Annotated in this window: 18 protein-coding genes; 11 read left to right on the top strand and 7 right to left on the bottom strand. The window is 59.4% G+C overall.

Going from position 1 to position 18,272, the window contains the following annotated elements; translation table 11 throughout:
• The first annotated feature begins 197 nt into the window (after nucleotides 1-197).
• Complete coding sequence (gene ompR / locus AO065_RS00790) at nucleotides 198-938, top strand: osmolarity response regulator transcription factor OmpR (RefSeq protein ID WP_004880573.1); 741 nt, start codon at nucleotides 198-200, stop codon at nucleotides 936-938.
• Nucleotides 939-1,101: 163 nt separating this feature from the next.
• Nucleotides 1,102-2,412, top strand: coding sequence for an ATP-binding protein (locus AO065_RS00795; RefSeq protein ID WP_004880571.1), 1,311 nt, complete (start codon nucleotides 1,102-1,104; stop codon nucleotides 2,410-2,412).
• Nucleotides 2,413-2,470: 58 nt separating this feature from the next.
• Here AO065_RS00795 and rimK read toward each other — a convergent pair whose 3' ends face one another.
• Genes rimK through rimA form a run of 3 tightly spaced genes read right to left on the bottom strand, consistent with a single transcriptional unit; the run spans nucleotide 2,471 to nucleotide 4,648 of the window.
• Nucleotides 2,471-3,376 (bottom strand): 30S ribosomal protein S6--L-glutamate ligase, encoded by a 906-nt coding sequence (gene rimK, locus AO065_RS00800; protein ID WP_003318100.1) that lies wholly within the window; start codon nucleotides 3,374-3,376, stop codon nucleotides 2,471-2,473.
• Entirely contained in the window at nucleotides 3,373-3,849 is a 477-nt protein-coding gene (rimB, locus tag AO065_RS00805) for a retropepsin-like aspartic endopeptidase RimB (RefSeq protein WP_004880568.1), read from the bottom strand. The genes rimK and rimB overlap by 4 nt, the downstream gene beginning before the upstream one ends.
• Nucleotides 3,850-3,865: 16 nt before the next feature.
• Nucleotides 3,866-4,648, bottom strand: coding sequence for a S6 modification regulatory phosphodiesterase RimA (gene rimA / locus AO065_RS00810; RefSeq protein WP_004880566.1), 783 nt, complete (start codon nucleotides 4,646-4,648; stop codon nucleotides 3,866-3,868).
• A gap of 179 nt (nucleotides 4,649-4,827) precedes the next feature.
• Here rimA and AO065_RS00815 point away from each other — a divergent pair, with 179 nt between their 5' ends.
• From AO065_RS00815 to AO065_RS00830, 4 genes are all read left to right on the top strand, one after another.
• Complete coding sequence (locus tag AO065_RS00815; RefSeq protein WP_004880564.1) at nucleotides 4,828-5,235, top strand: RNA-binding S4 domain-containing protein; 408 nt, start codon at nucleotides 4,828-4,830, stop codon at nucleotides 5,233-5,235.
• 173 nt (nucleotides 5,236-5,408) lie between these two features.
• A complete protein-coding gene (gene hslO, locus AO065_RS00820) occupies nucleotides 5,409-6,311 on the top strand; it encodes an Hsp33 family molecular chaperone HslO (RefSeq protein ID WP_004880562.1) in 903 nt (300 codons plus the stop codon).
• 179 nt (nucleotides 6,312-6,490) lie between these two features.
• Nucleotides 6,491-8,032, top strand: coding sequence for a phosphoenolpyruvate carboxykinase (locus tag AO065_RS00825; RefSeq protein WP_004880560.1), 1,542 nt, complete (start codon nucleotides 6,491-6,493; stop codon nucleotides 8,030-8,032).
• Nucleotides 8,033-8,161: 129 nt separating this feature from the next.
• The gene (locus AO065_RS00830) at nucleotides 8,162-8,662 is read left to right on the top strand and encodes a GNAT family N-acetyltransferase (RefSeq protein ID WP_004880558.1); all 501 of its coding nucleotides are present in this window, start codon (nucleotides 8,162-8,164) and stop codon (nucleotides 8,660-8,662) included.
• On the opposite strand, the gene AO065_RS00835 is transcribed toward AO065_RS00830, so the two are convergent.
• The 4 genes from AO065_RS00835 to AO065_RS00855 all read right to left on the bottom strand — a co-directional run bounded on the left by AO065_RS00835 (nucleotide 8,638) and on the right by AO065_RS00855 (nucleotide 12,126).
• Entirely contained in the window at nucleotides 8,638-9,363 is a 726-nt protein-coding gene (locus tag AO065_RS00835) for a hypothetical protein (RefSeq protein WP_004880557.1), read from the bottom strand. The genes AO065_RS00830 and AO065_RS00835 overlap by 25 nt on opposite strands.
• A 124-nt stretch (nucleotides 9,364-9,487) precedes the next feature.
• Nucleotides 9,488-9,937 carry a hypothetical protein gene (locus tag AO065_RS00840; RefSeq protein WP_004880555.1) on the bottom strand — a complete coding sequence of 150 codons (450 nt, stop codon included), beginning with the start codon at nucleotides 9,935-9,937 and terminating at the stop codon, nucleotides 9,488-9,490.
• 365 nt (nucleotides 9,938-10,302) lie between these two features.
• Complete coding sequence (locus AO065_RS00845; protein ID WP_004880554.1) at nucleotides 10,303-11,016, bottom strand: cupin domain-containing protein; 714 nt, start codon at nucleotides 11,014-11,016, stop codon at nucleotides 10,303-10,305.
• A gap of 252 nt (nucleotides 11,017-11,268) precedes the next feature.
• Nucleotides 11,269-12,126 carry a GNAT family N-acetyltransferase gene (locus AO065_RS00855; protein ID WP_004880549.1) on the bottom strand — a complete coding sequence of 286 codons (858 nt, stop codon included), beginning with the start codon at nucleotides 12,124-12,126 and terminating at the stop codon, nucleotides 11,269-11,271.
• A 558-nt stretch (nucleotides 12,127-12,684) separates the two neighbouring features.
• Between AO065_RS00855 and AO065_RS00860 the strand changes: the two genes are divergently transcribed.
• The 5 genes from AO065_RS00860 (at nucleotide 12,685) to AO065_RS00880 (ending at nucleotide 18,271) form a co-directional block, all read left to right on the top strand.
• Nucleotides 12,685-13,353 (top strand): haloacid dehalogenase type II, encoded by a 669-nt coding sequence (locus AO065_RS00860; RefSeq protein WP_004880547.1) that lies wholly within the window; start codon nucleotides 12,685-12,687, stop codon nucleotides 13,351-13,353.
• Between the two features lie 63 nt (nucleotides 13,354-13,416).
• Nucleotides 13,417-14,691, top strand: coding sequence for an NAD(P)/FAD-dependent oxidoreductase (locus AO065_RS00865; RefSeq protein WP_004880545.1), 1,275 nt, complete (start codon nucleotides 13,417-13,419; stop codon nucleotides 14,689-14,691).
• 94 nt (nucleotides 14,692-14,785) lie between these two features.
• Entirely contained in the window at nucleotides 14,786-16,423 is a 1,638-nt protein-coding gene (locus tag AO065_RS00870) for an ABC transporter substrate-binding protein (protein WP_004880543.1), read from the top strand.
• 31 nt (nucleotides 16,424-16,454) lie between these two features.
• Complete coding sequence (locus AO065_RS00875; protein ID WP_004880541.1) at nucleotides 16,455-17,411, top strand: ABC transporter permease; 957 nt, start codon at nucleotides 16,455-16,457, stop codon at nucleotides 17,409-17,411.
• Nucleotides 17,408-18,271 carry an ABC transporter permease gene (locus AO065_RS00880; RefSeq protein ID WP_004880539.1) on the top strand — a complete coding sequence of 288 codons (864 nt, stop codon included), beginning with the start codon at nucleotides 17,408-17,410 and terminating at the stop codon, nucleotides 18,269-18,271. The genes AO065_RS00875 and AO065_RS00880 overlap by 4 nt, the downstream gene beginning before the upstream one ends.
• Nucleotide 18,272: the final 1 nt, after the last annotated feature.

Consider the following 18,272-nt stretch of genomic DNA (forward strand, 5'->3'; position numbering starts at 1 on the left):
GTCCGATGTTGCCTGACTTTGAGGGCGGCGCATTATACCCGGCGAAGCCGGATTAGGGGATCGGCCGACGAGCGCGACCTTTTTGCCTCCGGTTAAGAACGCTTCAGTGTGGCCCCCAGTAAAATCTGCTAACAATGCACACGGTGCGCATCACCGCAGCTACGCCATAATGCGCCCCGAGATCAAAGGAGCATCCGATGAGCAGCACCGCACAAAATGCTGAAGGCGAAAAAATCCTGATCGTCGATGACGATCCCGGGCTGAGCAGCCTCCTGGAACGTTTCTTCACCAGCAAGGGCTATCGTGCCCGCGCTGTGGCGAACGTGGAGCAAATGGACCGACTGTTGTCCCGCGAGGTCTTCAACCTCGTGGTTCTGGACTTGATGCTGCCTGGGGAAGATGGCCTTTCCGCTTGCCGTCGTTTGCGTGCAGCGAACAATCAGGTGCCGATCATCATGCTCACCGCCAAGGGCGATGAGTTGAGCCGTATCAAGGGCCTCGAACTGGGCGCCGACGATTATCTGGCCAAGCCGTTCAACCCGGACGAGCTGATGGCCCGTGTCAAGGCTGTCCTGCGCCGTCAGGCTGCACCGGTGCCAGGCGCCCCCGGCAGTGAAGACGAGTCGGTCAGCTTCGGTGACTATGTACTGTCGCTGGCGACCCGCGAGCTCAAGCGCGGTGATGAAGTGCACATGCTGACGACCGGCGAGTTCGCGGTCCTCAAGGCGCTGGTCATGCACGCTCGCGAGCCATTGACCCGTGACAAGCTGATGAATCTGGCCCGTGGCCGGGAATGGGATGCACTGGAACGCTCCATCGACGTACAGATTTCCCGTCTGCGTCGCCTGATCGAACCGGATCCTTCCAAACCCCGTTATATCCAGACGGTCTGGGGCGTAGGCTATGTATTCGTTCCAGATGGTGCCGGAAATCGCTGACAGCTCGTTTGTCAGAACAGAACACCGAAGATCCTGCCAGCCACGTCGATAATCCTGCACGGATTATCGGCCTGCTGGTTTTTTGCGTTCGTACCTCGGGTCTGTCCCGCGTCCGGCAAACTTGCGAGCCCAGGCTCGCCCTGCAAAGTGTGTAGCTGCAGTTATGAAGACTCCACTCTGGTTCCCGCAAAGCTTTTTCTCCCGCACCCTGTGGCTGGTGCTCATCGTCGTGCTGTTTTCCAAGGCGCTGACGCTGGTCTATCTGCTGATGAACGAGGACGTGCTGGTCGACAGGCAGTACAGCCACGGTGTCGCCCTGACCCTGCGTGCCTACTGGGCGGCCGATGAAAACGACCGGGAAGCGATTGCCGAAGCGGCCGGTCTGATTCGTGTGGTGGGCGGCGGAGTGCCGGAAGGCGAGCAGCACTGGCCGTACAGCGAGATCTACCAGCGGCAGATGCAGGCTGAGCTGGGTGCCGACACTGAAGTGCGCTTGCGTGTGCACGCGCCGCCCGCGCTGTGGGTGCGAGCGCCGAGCCTGGGTGACGGCTGGCTGAAGGTGCCGCTGTATCCGCATCCGTTGCGTGGCCAGAAGATCTGGAGCGTGCTGGGCTGGTTCCTCGCCATTGGTCTGCTGTCGACGGCGTCGGCGTGGATCTTCGTGCGTCAGCTCAATCAGCCGCTCAAACGTCTGGTCTTTGCGGCTCGACAACTGGGGCAGGGGCGCAGCGTGCGGCTGCCGATCAGTGATACGCCGAGTGAAATGGCCGAGGTATATCGAGCCTTCAACCAGATGGCCGAGGATGTCGAGCAGGCGGGGCAGGAGCGCGAACTGATGCTGGCCGGTGTGTCCCACGACCTGCGTACACCGCTGACCCGGCTGCGGCTGTCGCTGGAATTGATGAGCGACAACGAATTCACCGATGGCATGGTGCGCGACATCGAGGACATGGACGCGATTCTCGACCAGTTCCTGGCCTTCATTCGCGACGGTCGTGACGAGCAAATCGAGGAAGTCGACCTGGGTGATCTGGTGCGTGAGGTAGTTGAGCCGTTCAATAGCGCCGAAGACACCATCCGCCTGTGTCTGGAACCGATTCCGCCATTCCCGCTGCGTCGCGTCTCCATGAAGCGTCTGCTCACTAATTTGATCGGCAATGCCAGGCACCATGCGGGCAACGGCGTCGAAGTGGCCGCCTATGTCTCGGGCGACCGGAATGCGCCATACGTGGTGCTGAGCGTGCTTGACCGTGGCGCCGGTATCGATCCGTCTGAACTGGACACCATCTTCAATCCCTTCATCCGCGGCGACCGGGCGCGCAGCGGCAAAGGTACGGGGCTTGGGCTGGCCATCGTCAAGCGCATCGCGGCCATGCATGGCGGCAATGTGGAATTGAGAAATCGTTCGGGAGGCGGCCTGGAAGCACGGGTGCGTCTGCCGCTGGGACTGATGCTGCCGAGGGATGCGGTTTAAAGCGTCATGTTGATCGTGCCAACGCGAAGCATTGGCACGATCCTATCCTGTTGAAGACTTAGCCTTTCCCTTTGGTCCGCGTCATGTGCGGGCCGCTGTTCTTTTCCAGGTACTCGATGATCATCCCGGCGACGTCCTTGCTGGTGGTCACCTCGATCCCTTCAAGACCCGGTGACGAGTTCACTTCCATCACCAGCGGGCCGTGATTGGAACGCAGGATATCCACACCCGCCACGCTCAGGCCCATGACCTTGGCCGCACGTAGGGCCGTCATGCGTTCTTCCGGCGTGATCTTGATCAGGCTGGCGCTGCCGCCACGGTGCAGGTTGGAGCGGAACTCACCCGGCTTGGCCTGGCGCTTCATCGAGGCAATGACCTTGTCGCCGACCACGAAGCAGCGAATATCGGCACCACCTGCCTCCTTGATGTATTCCTGAACCATGATGTCCTGCTTGAGGCCCATGAATGCCTCGATCACCGACTCGGCAGCGGTCGCCGTTTCACACAGCACCACGCCGATGCCCTGAGTGCCTTCCAGCACCTTGATCACCAGCGGAGCGCCATTGACCATCTGGATCAGGTCGGGAATATCGTCAGGGGAGTGAGCGAAACCGGTGACCGGCAGGCCGATCCCGCGACGCGAGAGCAGTTGCAGCGAGCGCAGCTTGTCGCGTGAGCGGGCAATGGCCACGGATTCATTGAGCGGAAACACACCCATCATTTCAAACTGGCGCAACACCGCGCAGCCATAAAACGTCACGGACGCACCGATGCGCGGGATCACCGCATCGAAGCCTTCCAGTGGTTTGCCGCGGTAATGGATCTGCGGCTTATGACTGGCGATGTTCATATAGGCGCGCAGGGTATCGATCACCACCATCTCGTGGCCACGCTCAATACCAGCTTCGACCAGACGACGGGTGGAATACAGACGCGGGTTACGCGAAAGCACAGCGATCTTCATGCAGCACCTGAGGAAGTAGAGGCCGGGAACACCGGCTTGTCTTGTACATAAGTAATGCCCGGATTGACGACCAGTTGGCCGTCGATCAAGGCGTTGGAGCCCAGCAGCAGCCGATAACGCATCGACTTGCGGCATGCCAGGGTGAATTCCACTGGCCAGATGCGATCACCGAGGGCCAGCGTGGTGCGAATGACGTAACGCACCTGTGCCTGACCGTTGGAGCTTTTGATGGTTTTCATGGCAACCAGCAGTGCCTCGCAGCGGCGATGCCGCAACTGAACCACGGTGCCCAGATGCGCGTTGAAACGAACCCACTTCTGGCCATCGCGTTCGAAGGGTTCTATTTCAGTCGCATGCAGGCTCGATGTGCTGGCCCCTGTATCGATCTTTGCCCGAAGGCCCGCCACCCCCAAATCGGGAAGCGCCACCCACTCGCGCAGGCCGATGACTGTCAGATGGTCGAATGTTTTCAATGCGATTCCGTAGGTATCAAGACTTCTGCCAGGCGTCGGGGCTGATCCGCGCCAGGGCTTTGAACGCAGGTTTGGCGAACCAGTAACCCTGCATCAGGAAAATGCCGCAATCCGCGAGGAAATCCCGCTCCTCCACACTCTCTATTCCCTCGGCGATCACTTTAATCCCCAACTCCGAACACATTGTGACAACCCCACGAACAATAGCCTGACGCGCGCGATCGCGGTGGATATCGCGGATCAGATTCATGTCGAGTTTTATCAGGTCGGGTTGAAAATCGGCGAGCAGCGACAGGCCGGAATGGCCAGCGCCGAAATCGTCGATGGCGGTCATGAAACCGAACTCACGGTACTCGCGCAGAATATTGCTCAAGTGACCCTGATCATCCACGTGCTCGGTTTCGATTGTCTCGAAAATCAGGCGGTCGATGGGGAAATTGTGTGCCTTGGCGGCTTCCAGCGTGCTGCGGATGCACAGCTCGGGACGATACACGGCATTGGGCAGAAAGTTGATCGAAAGTCGTTCGGTCATTCCCAGTCGTGCAGCACCTGCAATGGCTGTGGTGCGGCATGCCTGGTCGAAGCGATAGCGGTTCTGATCCGTGACCTGGCTGAGCACCGAATGCGCACCTTCGCCATTGGGGCCACGCACCAGCGCCTCATGAGCAAAGGTGGAATGGTCGCGCAGATCTACAATGGGCTGATAGGCATAGTCGAACGAAAAATTCAGTTCCGGACTGTTTGTACAGCCTTCGCACCCCTTCCTGGGGGCAGTCAATGAAGCTGGAAAGTCGGTCACGTCGCACTCCCTACGGGGTAAAGGCTGTGAAATTGAAGCAGTCTGTTTTTGACAGGCAAGGATCGGTTACTTCATGTTCGTGTCGATATGAGGTCTTGCACACGCAAACGCCCTTGGGGCCGTCGCTGATTGCAAAACGCCTGTAAACGTTCTGACTGTTATAAGGATGAGGAATTCATATGGCACAAAAGCCAGAAGAAGACGACAAGGTTCGTTTGGACAAATGGCTGTGGGCAGCGCGTTTCTTCAAGACCCGCGCCCTGGCCAAGGCCGCCATCGAAAGTGGCAAGGTGCACTGTCGCGGCGAACGCTGCAAGCCCGGCAAGGAGCCCCGCGTGGGCGACGAGTTTCAGATCCGCATGGGTTTCGATGAGCGGACGGTCGTGGTCGAAGCACTGTCCGTCGTACGTCGTGGCGCTCCCGAAGCCCAGACACTCTACCGTGAAACACCGGAAAGCATCACCCGGCGCGAGCATGCGGCCGCGCAACGCAAGGCGGGCAACCTGGGCGTCACGACTGAGGGGCGACCGACCAAGAAACAGCGCCGTCAGATTTTCGATTTTCGTGGCGTCCAGCGCGACGTTTGAGTCCTGCTACTGAGCGGCCAATCGGTCGCCCTGAAATGCCGTTCGGCTTGGAAGACGGCCCTATAGCTCCTAAAATACCTGTCATACGGCACGATGCGGTGTGTCTTTGGACACACTGCGGCGCTTTCACGTCGACTGCCACCACCGATATTCACGTCAGATACCTTCTTTTTATGAACGATACCCCGGACATCGATTTCACCCAGCGCTTCATTTTCGAGGAAAGCGACGTTCGTGGAGAACTGGTCGCCCTCGAACGCAGCTACGCCGAAGTGCTCGCCAAACACCCGTACCCCGAACCGGTCGCAGAATTGCTTGGCGAGCTGATGGCCGCTGCTGCCTTGCTGGTGGGCACGCTCAAGTTCGACGGTCTGCTGATTCTGCAGGCGCGCTCCAGTGGCGCTGTACCTCTGTTGATGGTCGAGTGCTCGAGCGAGCGCGAACTGCGTGGCATCGCCCGCTACGACGAAGCATTGATCACGCCGGGCGCCGGGCTGCAGGACCTGATGCCTGATGGTTCGCTGACGCTGACCATCGACCCTCGCAAGGGCAAGCGTTATCAGGGCATCGTTGCGCTGGACGGCGTGGACCTCTCCGAGAGCCTCTCCAGCTATTTCGTGATGTCCGAGCAGTTGGGCACGCGTTTCTGGCTCAAGGCCGACGGCCATCGCGCTCGCGGCCTGTTGTTGCAACAGTTGCCGGTGGCACAGATCCCCGATCCTGAAGAGCGGGACGCCAGCTGGGAGCACGTCATTACGCTGGCCAGCACCCTGACCGCCGAGGAAATGCTGAGCCTGGACAACGCGACCATCCTGCATCGCCTCTACCACGAAGACCCGCTGCGCCTGTTCGACATCCAGCCTATCTGCTTCCGCTGCAGCTGTTCGCGCGAGCGTTCTGCCAACGCGCTGGTCAGCCTGGGGCTCGAGGACGCACAGCAGCTGGTTCAGGAGCACAACGGCACCATCGAGATCGACTGCCAGTTCTGCAACGAGCGCTATCTGTTCGATGCCACTGACGTCGCCCAGCTGTTCGCTGGCGGCGGTGTCGATTCGCCATCTGACACGCGTCATTAACCAGACCGCAAACAGCCCCCAGAATACGACGTGGGCCCTGTAATCCAGTTCTGACAGGAGGGTTCTACCATTCCTGAGCTTTTCTGGCATAATCCGGCCCACTTTTACGCTGTAGTAGTGGTAGTTTTTTTACTACAAAACCGTTTGGAGCACTCGGCCACTGGCCGACGGGGAACCTCATGACGCAAACCAACACCGCTGTGTACACCGATCTGAGCACCGACGAACTGGTCAAGGAAGCCCTTGCCCGCAACGAAGGCGAACTTTCCGACACTGGCGCACTGGTTGTGCAGACAGGCCATCGTACCGGCCGCTCGCCGGTTGATCGTTTTATCGTCGAAGAGCCGAGCACACAGGATGCAATCGCCTGGGGCCCGATCAACCGCAAGTTCCCGGCCGAGAAATTCGACGCCCTGTGGAATCGCGTAGGTGCTTATCTGGCTGAACGCGAGCGCTTCGTTTCCCACGTTCATGTAGGTTCAGATCCTGCGCACTACCTGCCTGTCAAGATGACCACCGAGACGGCCTGGCACAACCTGTTCGGCCGTTGCCTGTTCATCAATCCTGAACAGTACAACCCGGCCGGCAAGGACGAGTGGGAAATCCAGAACGCGCCATGGTTCGTCTGCGACCCTGAGCGCGACGGCACCAACTCCGACGGTACTGTCATCATCAACTTCGCAGCCCGCAAGGTGCTGATCGCGGGCATGCGTTATGCCGGCGAAATGAAGAAAGCCATGTTCTCCGTGCAGAACTTCCTGCTGCCGGCGTCCGATGTACTGCCGATGCACTGCGCAGCGAACATGGGTGAAGACGGCGACGTGACCCTGTTCTTCGGTCTGTCCGGTACCGGCAAGACCACCCTCTCGGCTGACGAAAGCCGTTACCTGATCGGTGACGACGAACACGGCTGGGGCGAAGGCGTGGTGTTCAACATCGAAGGCGGTTGCTATGCCAAGTGCATCGACCTGTCCGAGAAAAACGAGCCTGTCATCTGGAAAGCCATTCAGCACGGCGCTGTTCTTGAAAACGTCATCCTCGACGCCAACAAGAAAGCCGACTATGCCGACAGCAGCCTGACCCAGAACAGCCGTGCGGCCTACCCGCGCGAACTGATCGAAAAGCGCGCACCGAAAAACCTCGGTGGCGAGCCAAACGCCGTGATCTTCCTGACCTGCGACCTGACCGGCGTACTGCCGCCTGTGTCGATCCTCAGCGAAGAGCAGGCTGCCTACCACTTCCTGTCGGGCTACACCGCACTGGTCGGTTCGACTGAAATGGGTTCGGGTTCGGGCATCAAGTCCACCTTCTCCACCTGCTTCGGCGCACCGTTCTTCCCGCGTCCGGCCGGCGAATACGCAGAGCTGCTGATCAAGCGTATCCGCGGCTTCGGCTCCAAGGTCTATCTGGTCAACACCGGCTGGACCGGCGGTGGCTACGGCGTTGGCAAACGCTTCAACATCCCGACCACCCGTGGCGTGATTGCAGCGATCCAGAGCGGCGCGCTGATCGGCGCTGAAACCGAGCACTTGGACACCATCAACCTCGACGTACCGAAGTCGGTTCCGGGCGTGGACACCAACCTGCTCAACCCACGCAACACCTGGGCTGACAAGGCTGCCTACGACGAAGCCGCCAAGGCACTTGCTGGCCTGTTCGTGGAGAACTTCAAGAAGTTCGACGTGAGCGACGCCATCAAGGCTGCCGGTCCGAAGTTGTAATTAAACATTCTCGACGCCGCGCTTCAGCGCGGCGTTCGGAAATGCTCAAGCAAACGCCTCGACTTGTCGGGGCGTTTGCTTGTCCGGGATACTGCTCTGGTGTTGCACATCATGACAAGGAGCTGCGTTTTGACCCCGACCGATATCCTGATTCAACGTTTCGAGCCGCATCACCAGCAGGGCGTGTTCGATGTGATCCTGCCCATCCAGCGCGAAGAGTTCGGCATCGCCATCACCGCCGAAGAGCAGCCTGACCTCAAGGCCATTCCTGATTTCTATCAAAGCGGCACTGGAGACTTCTGGGTCGCCACGCACGATGAGCAGGTCATCGGCACCATCGGGCTCAAGGACATCGGTGCGAGGCAGGCGGCGTTACGCAAGATGTTCGTCGCCGCACCGTTTCGCGGACGGGAATTCTCGGTGGCTGCCAAACTGTTGGACCGACTGATCGAAGACGCCAGGCTTAAAAGCGTCAGCGAAATATTCCTCGGCACCACCGACAAATTCCTCGCTGCACACCGCTTCTATGAGAGACACGGGTTCAGCGAGGTCGCGAAGGCAGACCTGCCTGAAAGCTTTCCGCTCATGGCAGTGGACAGCAAATTTTACGTCCTGGCGTTGGGAAGCTGATCGTCTGAAGGCTCGTTCTTCAGGCTGTTGAGCATGTCCAGTGCCGAACTGTCGCCCGAGATCAGGTTATCCACATAGTTGGCCGGATATTGCGCCTTTTCTATGGGCGGCAGGGCGTTGTAATGCTCAAGCAGCATGAACAGCGTCTGGGTGCTCTTGCCGGTTTCGTTGTATTCGTCGACGTAGCGTTGGTTGATGGCTCGCTTCCAGATTTGATCTTGCGAATACTCTTCATCGAACGCGGCGCTTCTTTCGTTGATCGTGAAGCTGCCGCTTTCGTCGTACATGATCAACCTCAGTTGATCCGGGGGCAGGCCCGCGAACGGATTTTTTCCTGATCCACGCTCGAACAGCATGGCTTGTCGGGCTCTTTCGAGCAGCGCAGGGTCGTCTGTATCAGGTACTTCAGCGTCGTGCAGTTCACGATTGGCGTAAAAACCACTGCCTGCGATCTTGTCAATAATGTTTTTAGCCAGCGTACCTAAGTCTTTAAAGCTGAGAGTCTGATCGCGTGACTGTGCGCGTACTGCGCTTTCACTTAGTTGTCTGGATAGCGCGGAGAGCGTGCTTTGGTCTGAGCCGATTGTCAGTTTGTCGGGCTCTTTCAGGCCTGTTTTCCCAGACGTCGTGTTTGCGATGTTGGAAGGCGATTTGATCGTATTGTGTGCAGCGATAGCTGGGATGGACAGGGTTTCTATCATGCTCGCGTCCTCGCGTTAATAGCCAATCCATGGCGTTGTGTGCGTCACCTGTATCGGCCTGCGCTGAGCGGTCTTTAGTTTTCGTAAAGGTGTGCGCGCCGAAATCGGCGCGCGCACCTCGGTTTTACTTCATCGTAAACTCTGCTGTCCAAGCATGACTGGCGAGGCTGGTGACACGAGATGTGGCAGTGCAAACCGCACCGCCTGCAGGCGTTGCAGTCCGGTTCCACTTGGGCACTCTGGCGCCACCTGCTCCCGGAGCTTTTATGAATGTGGTTGAGAACACGCAGGACTTAGAGCCCATAACGTACCTGACGCTGGCATAGTTTGTGTCTGGCGAAAGGGTGCTCTGCACGTTATAGGCATCGGATTGCCCTGGCTTGACCACAGCCTTGATAGGGCTTTTTGCATTGATCTTGGTAGAGTTTTCATTGCGTGTCACAACGGTGTACTCGGCTTGCTCCGTCCCCAGATTCTTGAACGTCACCGTAACCGGCGGCCCGGCCTGTGCTGTAACGGTTGCGCCCAGTGTAGTCAGAGCAAGAAAGCTGAGTGCGATGTAGTTGCGTTTCATGGGTATGTCCTTAAGTTAAACGATTAACGTCATGTTATTTTCGGTTTTTCAACGGCAGACAATCGGCGGCAACAGTTGCCCGAGGCCGAGTGGGATCGTCCGGTTGATAACGGATGTTGAGCGTTGGGGTTCAGGCGAGGTGTAAAGTCGCTGTTGTCCACTGCCAGAACTTTTAATCAGTTCTGGAGAGGGAAAGCAACAGGTTGTGATGGGTGTCTAAAATAAGTAGCGAAGTAGCATTTTTATTCTTGTGCTGCGTATATTTTGGCTATTAACTGCGCTGGCGAAAGTTGCTCTAGTAAAATTTTTCGAGTGCTTAAACGTTATAGCCGCGCCCTTCATAGTCGAAAGGCGCGGCCCGGCAATCACGTCACCGCGTAGAACTTGCGTACATACCCTGTGCTGGTCCACTTGCACGGCGCGCCTTGGGCGACGAAGACGGTATCGCCGGTTTTCACTACAACCGCTTCCCCGCCCTCGATGCCCAGCGTCACGCTGCCTTCGATGAGGTTCATCAGTTCGTGGATTCTGTGCGGACGCGAGATGCGCTCGTAAGGGGTGGAATCCCAGACGCCGATGCGCAGGGTGCTGGCGGTGTCTTCGAAGAGGTTGTTGCTGCGGCACTGCGGCAGCGCGCTGATCATGATGGCGGGATCCGGCGGAGACGATGGTGTGAGCATCGCGAGACGATCCAGGTGCGTGACGCCGGGCTTGTCCGGCCCGGTGGCCTGTGTGGATGCGCAGAATGCCCAGAGGCTATCGGGTTGTGCTTCGATGCGCACTTGCGTGCCACGACCGATGACGGCGCTTTCGCCGGTACTGATCGTGATGCTGTCGGCGCCTGAGTTCAGGGTGACGACACCACGATGCACGACCAGCATTTCGGTGTAGGGATAAGCGTCGACCGACACTGAGGTGCTGGAGTGAACGACACCGGCGGCGATGCCTGCCTCATCGACGAAGGCCGTGCGGCGTTCGTTGGCGAAGGGATCGCTGGCGTCGAGAGGCCCCGGTGTGAATTCGGTATCGACAGGGCTGTGATCGGCGCGGGCCAGCAGCAGTACGGTGGGTTCAGGCATGGTTCTGGTCTCGAGAATGTTGTGTGGACTGTTCGCTGGGAGGTGGGATGCATCACCACGTCTTCGATATAGCGCTGTCGCGCAGCAAACACCGGACTGTGGGAGGCGGCTTGCCGGCGATGAAGTCTGACGCGATTTTCCTGATATACCGCGTCATCGTTCATCGCGGGCAAGCCCCCTCCCACAAAAAAATCGCTTTCCTTCAGTGGGTTATGCCTTGCTTGATAACCTTTGGCGTCAACGCCACTGCGCTCAACCAATCGCCTGGGTAATCAACGTAAACTGGCGCACGCCCTGGCTGGGCTGCGGCACCGCGCCCATGCTCATGCAGGTCACGGCATCGACGCGTTTGAGGCCTGCTTCTTCAAGCCAGTCCGCCAGCCCGCCATCAGAGGGAATGTCGATGCGCACGAAGGCGTACGGCACCTTGGCCAGCAACTGTTCGATCATGTGTTTGGCCTGATCCACGTCCTCGGCAACCACAGGACCGATGCACAGGCCACGACCGAACGGACGCATCAGGGCGAAGGCTTTCAGCTGGCTGTCGCGCTCGATGCACACTGCGTGTTCGAGGTTATCAAGTACGTCGTTCATAACCGTCGAGCGATCCATGCCCGTGCCCGCATTGGCCAGCTCAATAACGCGCGCATGATCGGTCTCGCTCAGGGCGCGGCAGTGTTCCCCAGCCTTGAGAGCGGTTGCCGGGGGCAGCTGTGCCTGGCCCTGACGCTGCTGAACTTCACCGAAGCTGACGAAGCCCATCTTCGCGTAGAGCGGCGCACCGTCGAGCGTGGCGTTGAGTACGGCTATGCGGGGCGCGACGCTGCCGACGGCCATTTCCATCAGCTTGCGACCGATGCCCTTGCCTTGATAATCGTCGCTGACAATCACCAGGCCAATGGTAGAGAACTCACCCTGATGGCAGGCGAAGGCGCTGCCGATCAGTCGGCCGTTGTGCAGCGCAACAAAGCCCTCTGCCACGCGTTGCAGCATGGCCCAGTCTTCCAGGCGATGAGGCCATTTCAGGGCGATGGACAGTTCATGGGCGTTGACCACATCGGCGGCAGTCATCGGGCGGTATTCAAGTTCGAGGCGTTGCTGGGCGAGCATGATGTGTCTCCCATCCAGAAGGATGCACAGGCGATAAAAAGGATGCGGCAGGATTGCTGTATCCCACCTGCGCGACGGGGTGACAAGAGGGGCTTGAACATTCGGTAGATTTCACGATTGGCCGCTCGCCTGACCACAGTTACTGCTTAAAACGGCCAAGACTCCGGCAGCAAATGCTTGAGGTTTTCCAGCGCATTCCTGCCTTATATAGCTGCGGGAATCGACTCGTTCCGGACGCAGTACATTGTGCTGAGCAACAAGGGATGCAAAGGCGCAGTATCTGCGGTGCAAAGCCGCGTGTTTGAGCCCGGCCGCCCTGAAAAGGGTCAAAAAAGCACCAAAAACCGGGGTTTGCCCAAGGCTGGAGCGCCCCGCAAAGTCTGCTGAGCGCGCACCTCAAAACGGTGCTTTATATCAAGCAGCCAGCACTTTTAACGCCATCTGCTGATTTCACGGTGTTGTAATGAGGGTGTGCTGCAACGTGCAACGCGGTCCTTGCATCAGGGCCGGAACTGCTCGTCATGCCATGACCCCAACGAACTTTCAGGACCGCACACAATGAGCTTTCTTCGACCAAAATTCATTACGTTCGACTGCTACGGCACGTTGACCAACTTTCACATGGGCACCATGACGCGCGAACTCTTCGCCGACCGTGTTCCGGCCGAGCAGATGGATCAGTTCGTGAAGGATTTCTCGGCGTATCGCCTGGATCAGGTCATGGGTGACTGGATGCCTTACGACGAGATCCTGAAAGTCTCCCTGTCACGTGTCTGCAAGCGCTGGAATGTCGAGTACCGTGGCGAAGGTCAGCTGTATTACGACGCTGTTCCTACTTGGGGTCCGCACGCCGATGTGCCGGCCGGTCTGGCGAAGATCGCCGACAAGATTCCGCTGGTGATCTTCTCCAACGCCAGCGACAGCCAGATCATGTCCAACGTCGAAAAGCTCGGTGCGCCTTTCTACAAGGTGTTCACGGCCGATCAGGCCAAGGTCTACAAGCCGCGTCTGGCGGCATTCGAATACATGCTCGACAACCTCGGCTGCGGCCCGGAAGACGTGCTGCACGTTTCTTCCAGCTTCCGCTACGACCTGTTCTCGGCCAACGACATGAAGATCAAGAACAAGGCCTTTGTGGCTCGCGGTCACGAACAGCCTGCTCACAGCTCCTTCGAGTATCACCAGATTCCGGACATCGGCGGTCTGGCGGGTCTGGTCGGTCTGTAAGCAGGACGACCCGCGACACGGCATTTTTCAAGGTGCTCTTCCATGAGTGACAAGGGGAACAAGATGCGCAGTGAGTCCTACTGGCTCGATACGGCTCCAGATTTCACCGGCGCGCAAGCTGGCGCGGTGGAGGGGCAGGCTGACGTGGTGGTGGTCGGTGGCGGGTTCACCGGGCTCTCGGCAGCGCGTGCATTGGCCTTGAAAGGTGCCAGCGTCGTGGTGGTGGATGCGGGCCGGGTGATCGGCGAAGCGTCCGGCCGCAACGGCGGGCAGTGCAACACGGGCGTGGCGCAGGATTACGCCTCGTTGAGCGCGACACTGGGCGCAGCTCAGGCCCGTGAGTTCTACAAGGCGTATGAAAGCGCAGTGCAAAGTGTTGTCGGCGTGATCGAGCAGGAAAACATTGCCTGCGACATCAAGCGCAACGGCAAATTGAAGCTGGCCGCCAAGCCGGGCCATTACGAAGGGCTGGCGCGCACCTGCGAGCTGATCCGTCGTGAGGTCGATGCCGACGTCGAGCTGCTGTCGGCGCAGGACATTCGTACCGAAATCGGTTCGGACGAGTTTCACGGTGGGCTTCTGCAGCGTAATGGCGTGCAGATTCACGTGGGACGCTTTGGCCTGGGTCTGGCCGATGCGGCAGTGCGTCACGGTGCGCGGATTTATCAGGACACAACGGTCAAGGACTGGAAAGCCAACCGCAACGGCTTTGTGGTCAGCACCTCGAAAGGCTCGATTCAGGCGAAGCAGGTGTTTCTGGCAACAGGCGCCTGTCAGCACGGCGGACTGGGCTGGTATCGCCGCCGCATCGTGCCGGTCGGCAGCTTTGTGATTGCCACCGAAGTGCTGCCGCAAGCCTTGATCGATCAGTTGTTTCCCCACCAGCGTGCGTACGTGACCAGTCGTTTGATCGGCAACTATTTCCGCCTCACCCCGGATAACCGTTTGCTGTTCGGCGGACGGGCCCGCTTCGCCATGTCCAACAGCAGTTCCGACGCCAAGAGCGGCAAGTTGCTGCAGGCGGCCATGATCCAGATGTTTCCGCAGCTGGCGCAGGTGAAGGTCGATTACTGCTGGGGCGGACTGGTGGACATGACGTCCGATCGTTTGCCGCGTGCAGGCGAGCACGACGGCGTTTTCTACTCGATGGGCTACAGCGGGCACGGCGTGCAGATGTCAGTGCATATGGGCCAGGTCATGGCCGATGTCATGGAAGGCAAGGCGCAGGCCAATCCCTGGAAAGACCTGAACTGGCCGGCCATTCCCGGGCACTTTGGCAAACCGTGGTTTCTGCCCTTGGTCGGCGCGTACTACCGCTATCAGGACAGTCGTCACTGAGTGTTTTGTTTCACCGTCGTCGTGTGTGTTTGAAGGACGCTCCGGTCAACCGTGAGCAACTCGGAATTTCCCTTTTTCGACAGGTAGAACTGATATGGCTGACAAGAAAAACGATTCCCCGCTGATCACAGGTGAAGACAGCCTGCGTGTTTTCGAGGGTCTCAATCGCGGCCTTTCGCGTCGTGATGCACTGCGTATGCTGGGCGTTGCCGGTGTGGTTGCGGCAGGTTCCACCAGCCTGTTCGGCGCCGCCGGCAAGGTCTTCGCCGATGACGACGCGGCGCCTGTCAAAGGCAAACCGGGCGGTCGTATTCGTGTGGCGGGCATGTCCAGCTCCACGGCTGACACGCTCGATCCTGCGAAGGGCGCACTGTCCACCGACTACGTGCGTCACTACATGTTCTACAACGGCCTGACCCGATTCGACAGCCACCTGGTTCCGCACATGGAGCTGGCCGAGAAGATCGACAACAAGGACGCGACCGTCTGGACCATCACCCTGCGCAAGGACGTGACGTTCCACGATGGCAAGTCGCTGACCGCAGGCGACGTGGTGTTCTCGCTGTCACGCCACAAAGACCCGGCCACCGGTTCCAAAGTGATGCCGCTGATGGCGCAGTTTTCCGAGATCAAGGCCACCGGCCCGCTCGAAGTGCAGATCACCCTCAGTTCGCCGAACGCCGAGCTGCCATCGATCCTCGCCGTTTCCCACCTGCTGATCGTGCCTGAAGGCACCACCGATTTCAGCAAGGGCATCGGCACCGGTCCGTTCAAGGTCAAGGAGTTCAACCCTGGCGTGCGTTCGGTCAGCGTACGTAACCCCAACTACTGGAAGCCGGGCCTGCCCTACCTGGACGAGATCGAATTCATCGCCATTGCCGACGAGCCATCAAGGGTCAACGCGCTGCTCTCGGGCGATGTGCACATGATCAACGAGGTCAACCCGCGCTCCACCAGCCGCATCGCCGCCAGCGCCAAACACCGCGTGGTCGATGCGCCGTCCGGCAACTACACCGACCTGATCATTCGTCAGGATCAGATGCCCGGCAAGAGCCCCGAATTCACCGAAGCCATGAAGTACCTGCTGGACCGTGAACAGGTCAAGTCAGCGGTGTTCCGAGGTTATGCCCGCGTCGGCAACGACCATCCGATTGCACCCGGCTCGCGCTACTTCAACGCCGACCTGCCGCAACGCGCCTACGATCCCGAGAAGGCGAAGTTCCTGCTCAAAAAAGCCGGCATGGAAAAGATCACCATGGCCGTTGCTGCCTCACCTGCGGCCACCGGTTCCGTCGACATCGCCGTGCTGTTGCAGCAATCGGCGAAACAGGCCGGCCTGACGCTCAACGTCAACCGCCTGCCAAGCGACGGCTACTGGTCCAATCACTGGATGAAGCACCCGCTGAGCTTCGGCAACATCAACCCGCGCCCGAACGCCGACGTGATCTTCTCGCAGTTCTTCCAGTCCTCGGCACCCTGGAACGAATCGGGCTGGAAGAACGATCAGTTCGACCAGTTGCTGATGTTGGCCCGTGGTGAAACCGACGACGACAAGCGCGCCAAAATGTATGGCGACATGCAGACCCTGGTCAGTCAGAACTGCGGCATCGGCATCCCGGTGTTCATCAGCAACATCGACGGCGTGGACAAGCGTATCCAGGGCTATTCCAGCAATCCGCTGGGCGGTTTCATGGGCTACATGTTCAGTGAGCAGGTCTGGCTGGACGCGTGAAAGCGGCTGTGAATCGAGCGGGAGGATGCAGATGAATAGCAACACACTCGGGTTGATCCTGCAGCGCTTCGGCGCTGCGATCGTCACGCTGCTGATCGTGTCCATGGTGGTCTTCGCCATTACGGCGGTGCTGCCAGGGGACGCGGCGCAACAGGCTCTGGGGCAGTTCGCGACACCTGAACAGGTCGCGGCATTGCGTACAAAACTGGGGCTCGATCAACCGGGTGTGGTGCGTTACCTGCAATGGTTGATGAACCTGCTGGGCGGCAACTTCGGTGAGTCGGTATCCAACGCGATGCCGGTTTCCGATCTGATTGCCGGACGTTTCCCCAACACCCTGATGCTCGCCGCAACCACTGCACTGGTGTCGGTGCCGGTCGCCCTGATGCTGGGCATCGGCGCGGCCATGGGCCGAGGCGGACGAATCGACAGCGCCCTGAATTTCGTCACCCTGTCGCTGGTGGCCGTGCCGGAGTTTCTGGTCGCCACGCTGGCAGTGCTGATCTTCGCCGTGAAACTGGGCTGGCTGTCGGCGCTGTCCTATGGCGGTGACGCCAGTACGCCACTGCAATTTATCCGTACCTACGCGTTGCCGGTCATGACACTGTGCTGCGTGATCGTCGCCCAGATGGCGCGCATGACTCGCGCCGCTGTCATCGATCAGCTCGACAGCCCTTACGTCGAAATGGCCCGGCTCAAAGGCGTGAGCCCAGTGCGTATCGTGCTGCGACACGCCTTGCCCAACGCCATCGGGCCTATCGTCAACGCCGTGGCGTTGAGCCTTTCCTATCTGCTGGGCGGTGTGGTCATCGTCGAGACGATCTTCAACTACCCGGGCATTGCCAGCCTGATGGTCGATGCCGTGACCAACCGCGACATGGCGTTGGTTCAGGGCTGCACCATGCTGTTCTGCGCGGCTTACCTTGGGTTGGTGCTGCTGGCCGACCTGTGTGCAATTCTTTCCAACCCGAGGCTGAGAAACCAATGAATCCGATCATTGAGACATCTACGCCCGCCGTTCAAGTGCGTGCGCCTCGCAAGATCGCCTGGCTGGGTCTGGTGGGCGCTTCGGTCTGCTTCTTCTGGCTCATGATTGCGTTGTTCGGCCCTTGGCTTGCGCCGCATCCGGTGGGTGAGGTGGTGTCCGACAACGTCTTCGAAAACATCAGCGCGGCGTTCCCGTTCGGCACCGATTACCTGGGCCGCGACATGCTCAGCCGCGTGCTGATCGGCGCGCGCTTCACGGTCGGTCTGGCGCTGATCTCCGCCGTACTGGCCAGCGGTATCGGCACCATGTGTGCGCTGCTGTCGGTGGTTGCGCCCAAGTGGCTGGACGAGATCATCAGCCGCCTGATGGACGCGTTCATTTCGATTCCGAGCAAGATGCTTGCGCTGATCATGGTCTCTGCGTTTGGCTCGTCCGAAGTCCTGCTGGTCTGTACGGCCGTGCTGAGTTACACGCCGGGCGCGTTTCGCATCGCCCGTAGTATGGCGGTGAACATCGAAGCGCTTGAGTACGTACAGGTGGCGCGCACTCGTGGTGAGGGCCGTCTGTACATCGCCTGCCGCGAAATTCTGCCGAACATGCTCAACCCGGTGTTGACGGATCTGGGCCTGCGTTTCGGCTTCATTGTGCTGTTGCTCAGCGGCATGAGCTTTCTCGGTCTGGGCGTGCAACCGCCTGACGCCGACCTCGGCTCGCTGGTGCGCGAAAACATCGGCGGGCTCAATCAGGGCGCGCCGGCCATCGTGATCCCTGCGCTGGCCATCGGCTCGCTGACCATCGGCGTAAATCTGTTTATCGACCGCTTGTCATCACGGCGCAGCCGACGCTCGGGAGGGCACTGAG

The organism is Pseudomonas viridiflava (assembly GCF_001642795.1).
Taxonomy (GTDB): domain Bacteria; phylum Pseudomonadota; class Gammaproteobacteria; order Pseudomonadales; family Pseudomonadaceae; genus Aquipseudomonas; species Aquipseudomonas viridiflava.

What these genes read in the sequence shown, in the direction of transcription:
- ompR (WP_004880573.1), top strand. Translation starts at nt 198, where the DNA reads ATGAGCAGCACCGCACAAAATGCTGAAGGCGAAAAAATCCTGATCGTC.
- AO065_RS00795 (WP_004880571.1), top strand. Translation starts at nt 1,102, where the DNA reads ATGAAGACTCCACTCTGGTTCCCGCAAAGCTTTTTCTCCCGCACCCTG.
- rimK (WP_003318100.1), bottom strand. Translation starts at nt 3,376, where the DNA reads ATGAAGATCGCTGTGCTTTCGCGTAACCCGCGTCTGTATTCCACCCGT.
- AO065_RS00815 (WP_004880564.1), top strand. Translation starts at nt 4,828, where the DNA reads ATGGCACAAAAGCCAGAAGAAGACGACAAGGTTCGTTTGGACAAATGG.
- hslO (WP_004880562.1), top strand. Translation starts at nt 5,409, where the DNA reads ATGAACGATACCCCGGACATCGATTTCACCCAGCGCTTCATTTTCGAG.
- AO065_RS00825 (WP_004880560.1), top strand. Translation starts at nt 6,491, where the DNA reads ATGACGCAAACCAACACCGCTGTGTACACCGATCTGAGCACCGACGAA.
- AO065_RS00835 (WP_004880557.1), bottom strand. Translation starts at nt 9,363, where the DNA reads ATGATAGAAACCCTGTCCATCCCAGCTATCGCTGCACACAATACGATC.
- AO065_RS00840 (WP_004880555.1), bottom strand. Translation starts at nt 9,937, where the DNA reads ATGAAACGCAACTACATCGCACTCAGCTTTCTTGCTCTGACTACACTG.
- AO065_RS00845 (WP_004880554.1), bottom strand. Translation starts at nt 11,016, where the DNA reads ATGCCTGAACCCACCGTACTGCTGCTGGCCCGCGCCGATCACAGCCCT.
- AO065_RS00855 (WP_004880549.1), bottom strand. Translation starts at nt 12,126, where the DNA reads ATGCTCGCCCAGCAACGCCTCGAACTTGAATACCGCCCGATGACTGCC.
- AO065_RS00860 (WP_004880547.1), top strand. Translation starts at nt 12,685, where the DNA reads ATGAGCTTTCTTCGACCAAAATTCATTACGTTCGACTGCTACGGCACG.
- AO065_RS00865 (WP_004880545.1), top strand. Translation starts at nt 13,417, where the DNA reads ATGCGCAGTGAGTCCTACTGGCTCGATACGGCTCCAGATTTCACCGGC.
- AO065_RS00870 (WP_004880543.1), top strand. Translation starts at nt 14,786, where the DNA reads ATGGCTGACAAGAAAAACGATTCCCCGCTGATCACAGGTGAAGACAGC.
- AO065_RS00875 (WP_004880541.1), top strand. Translation starts at nt 16,455, where the DNA reads ATGAATAGCAACACACTCGGGTTGATCCTGCAGCGCTTCGGCGCTGCG.
- AO065_RS00880 (WP_004880539.1), top strand. Translation starts at nt 17,408, where the DNA reads ATGAATCCGATCATTGAGACATCTACGCCCGCCGTTCAAGTGCGTGCG.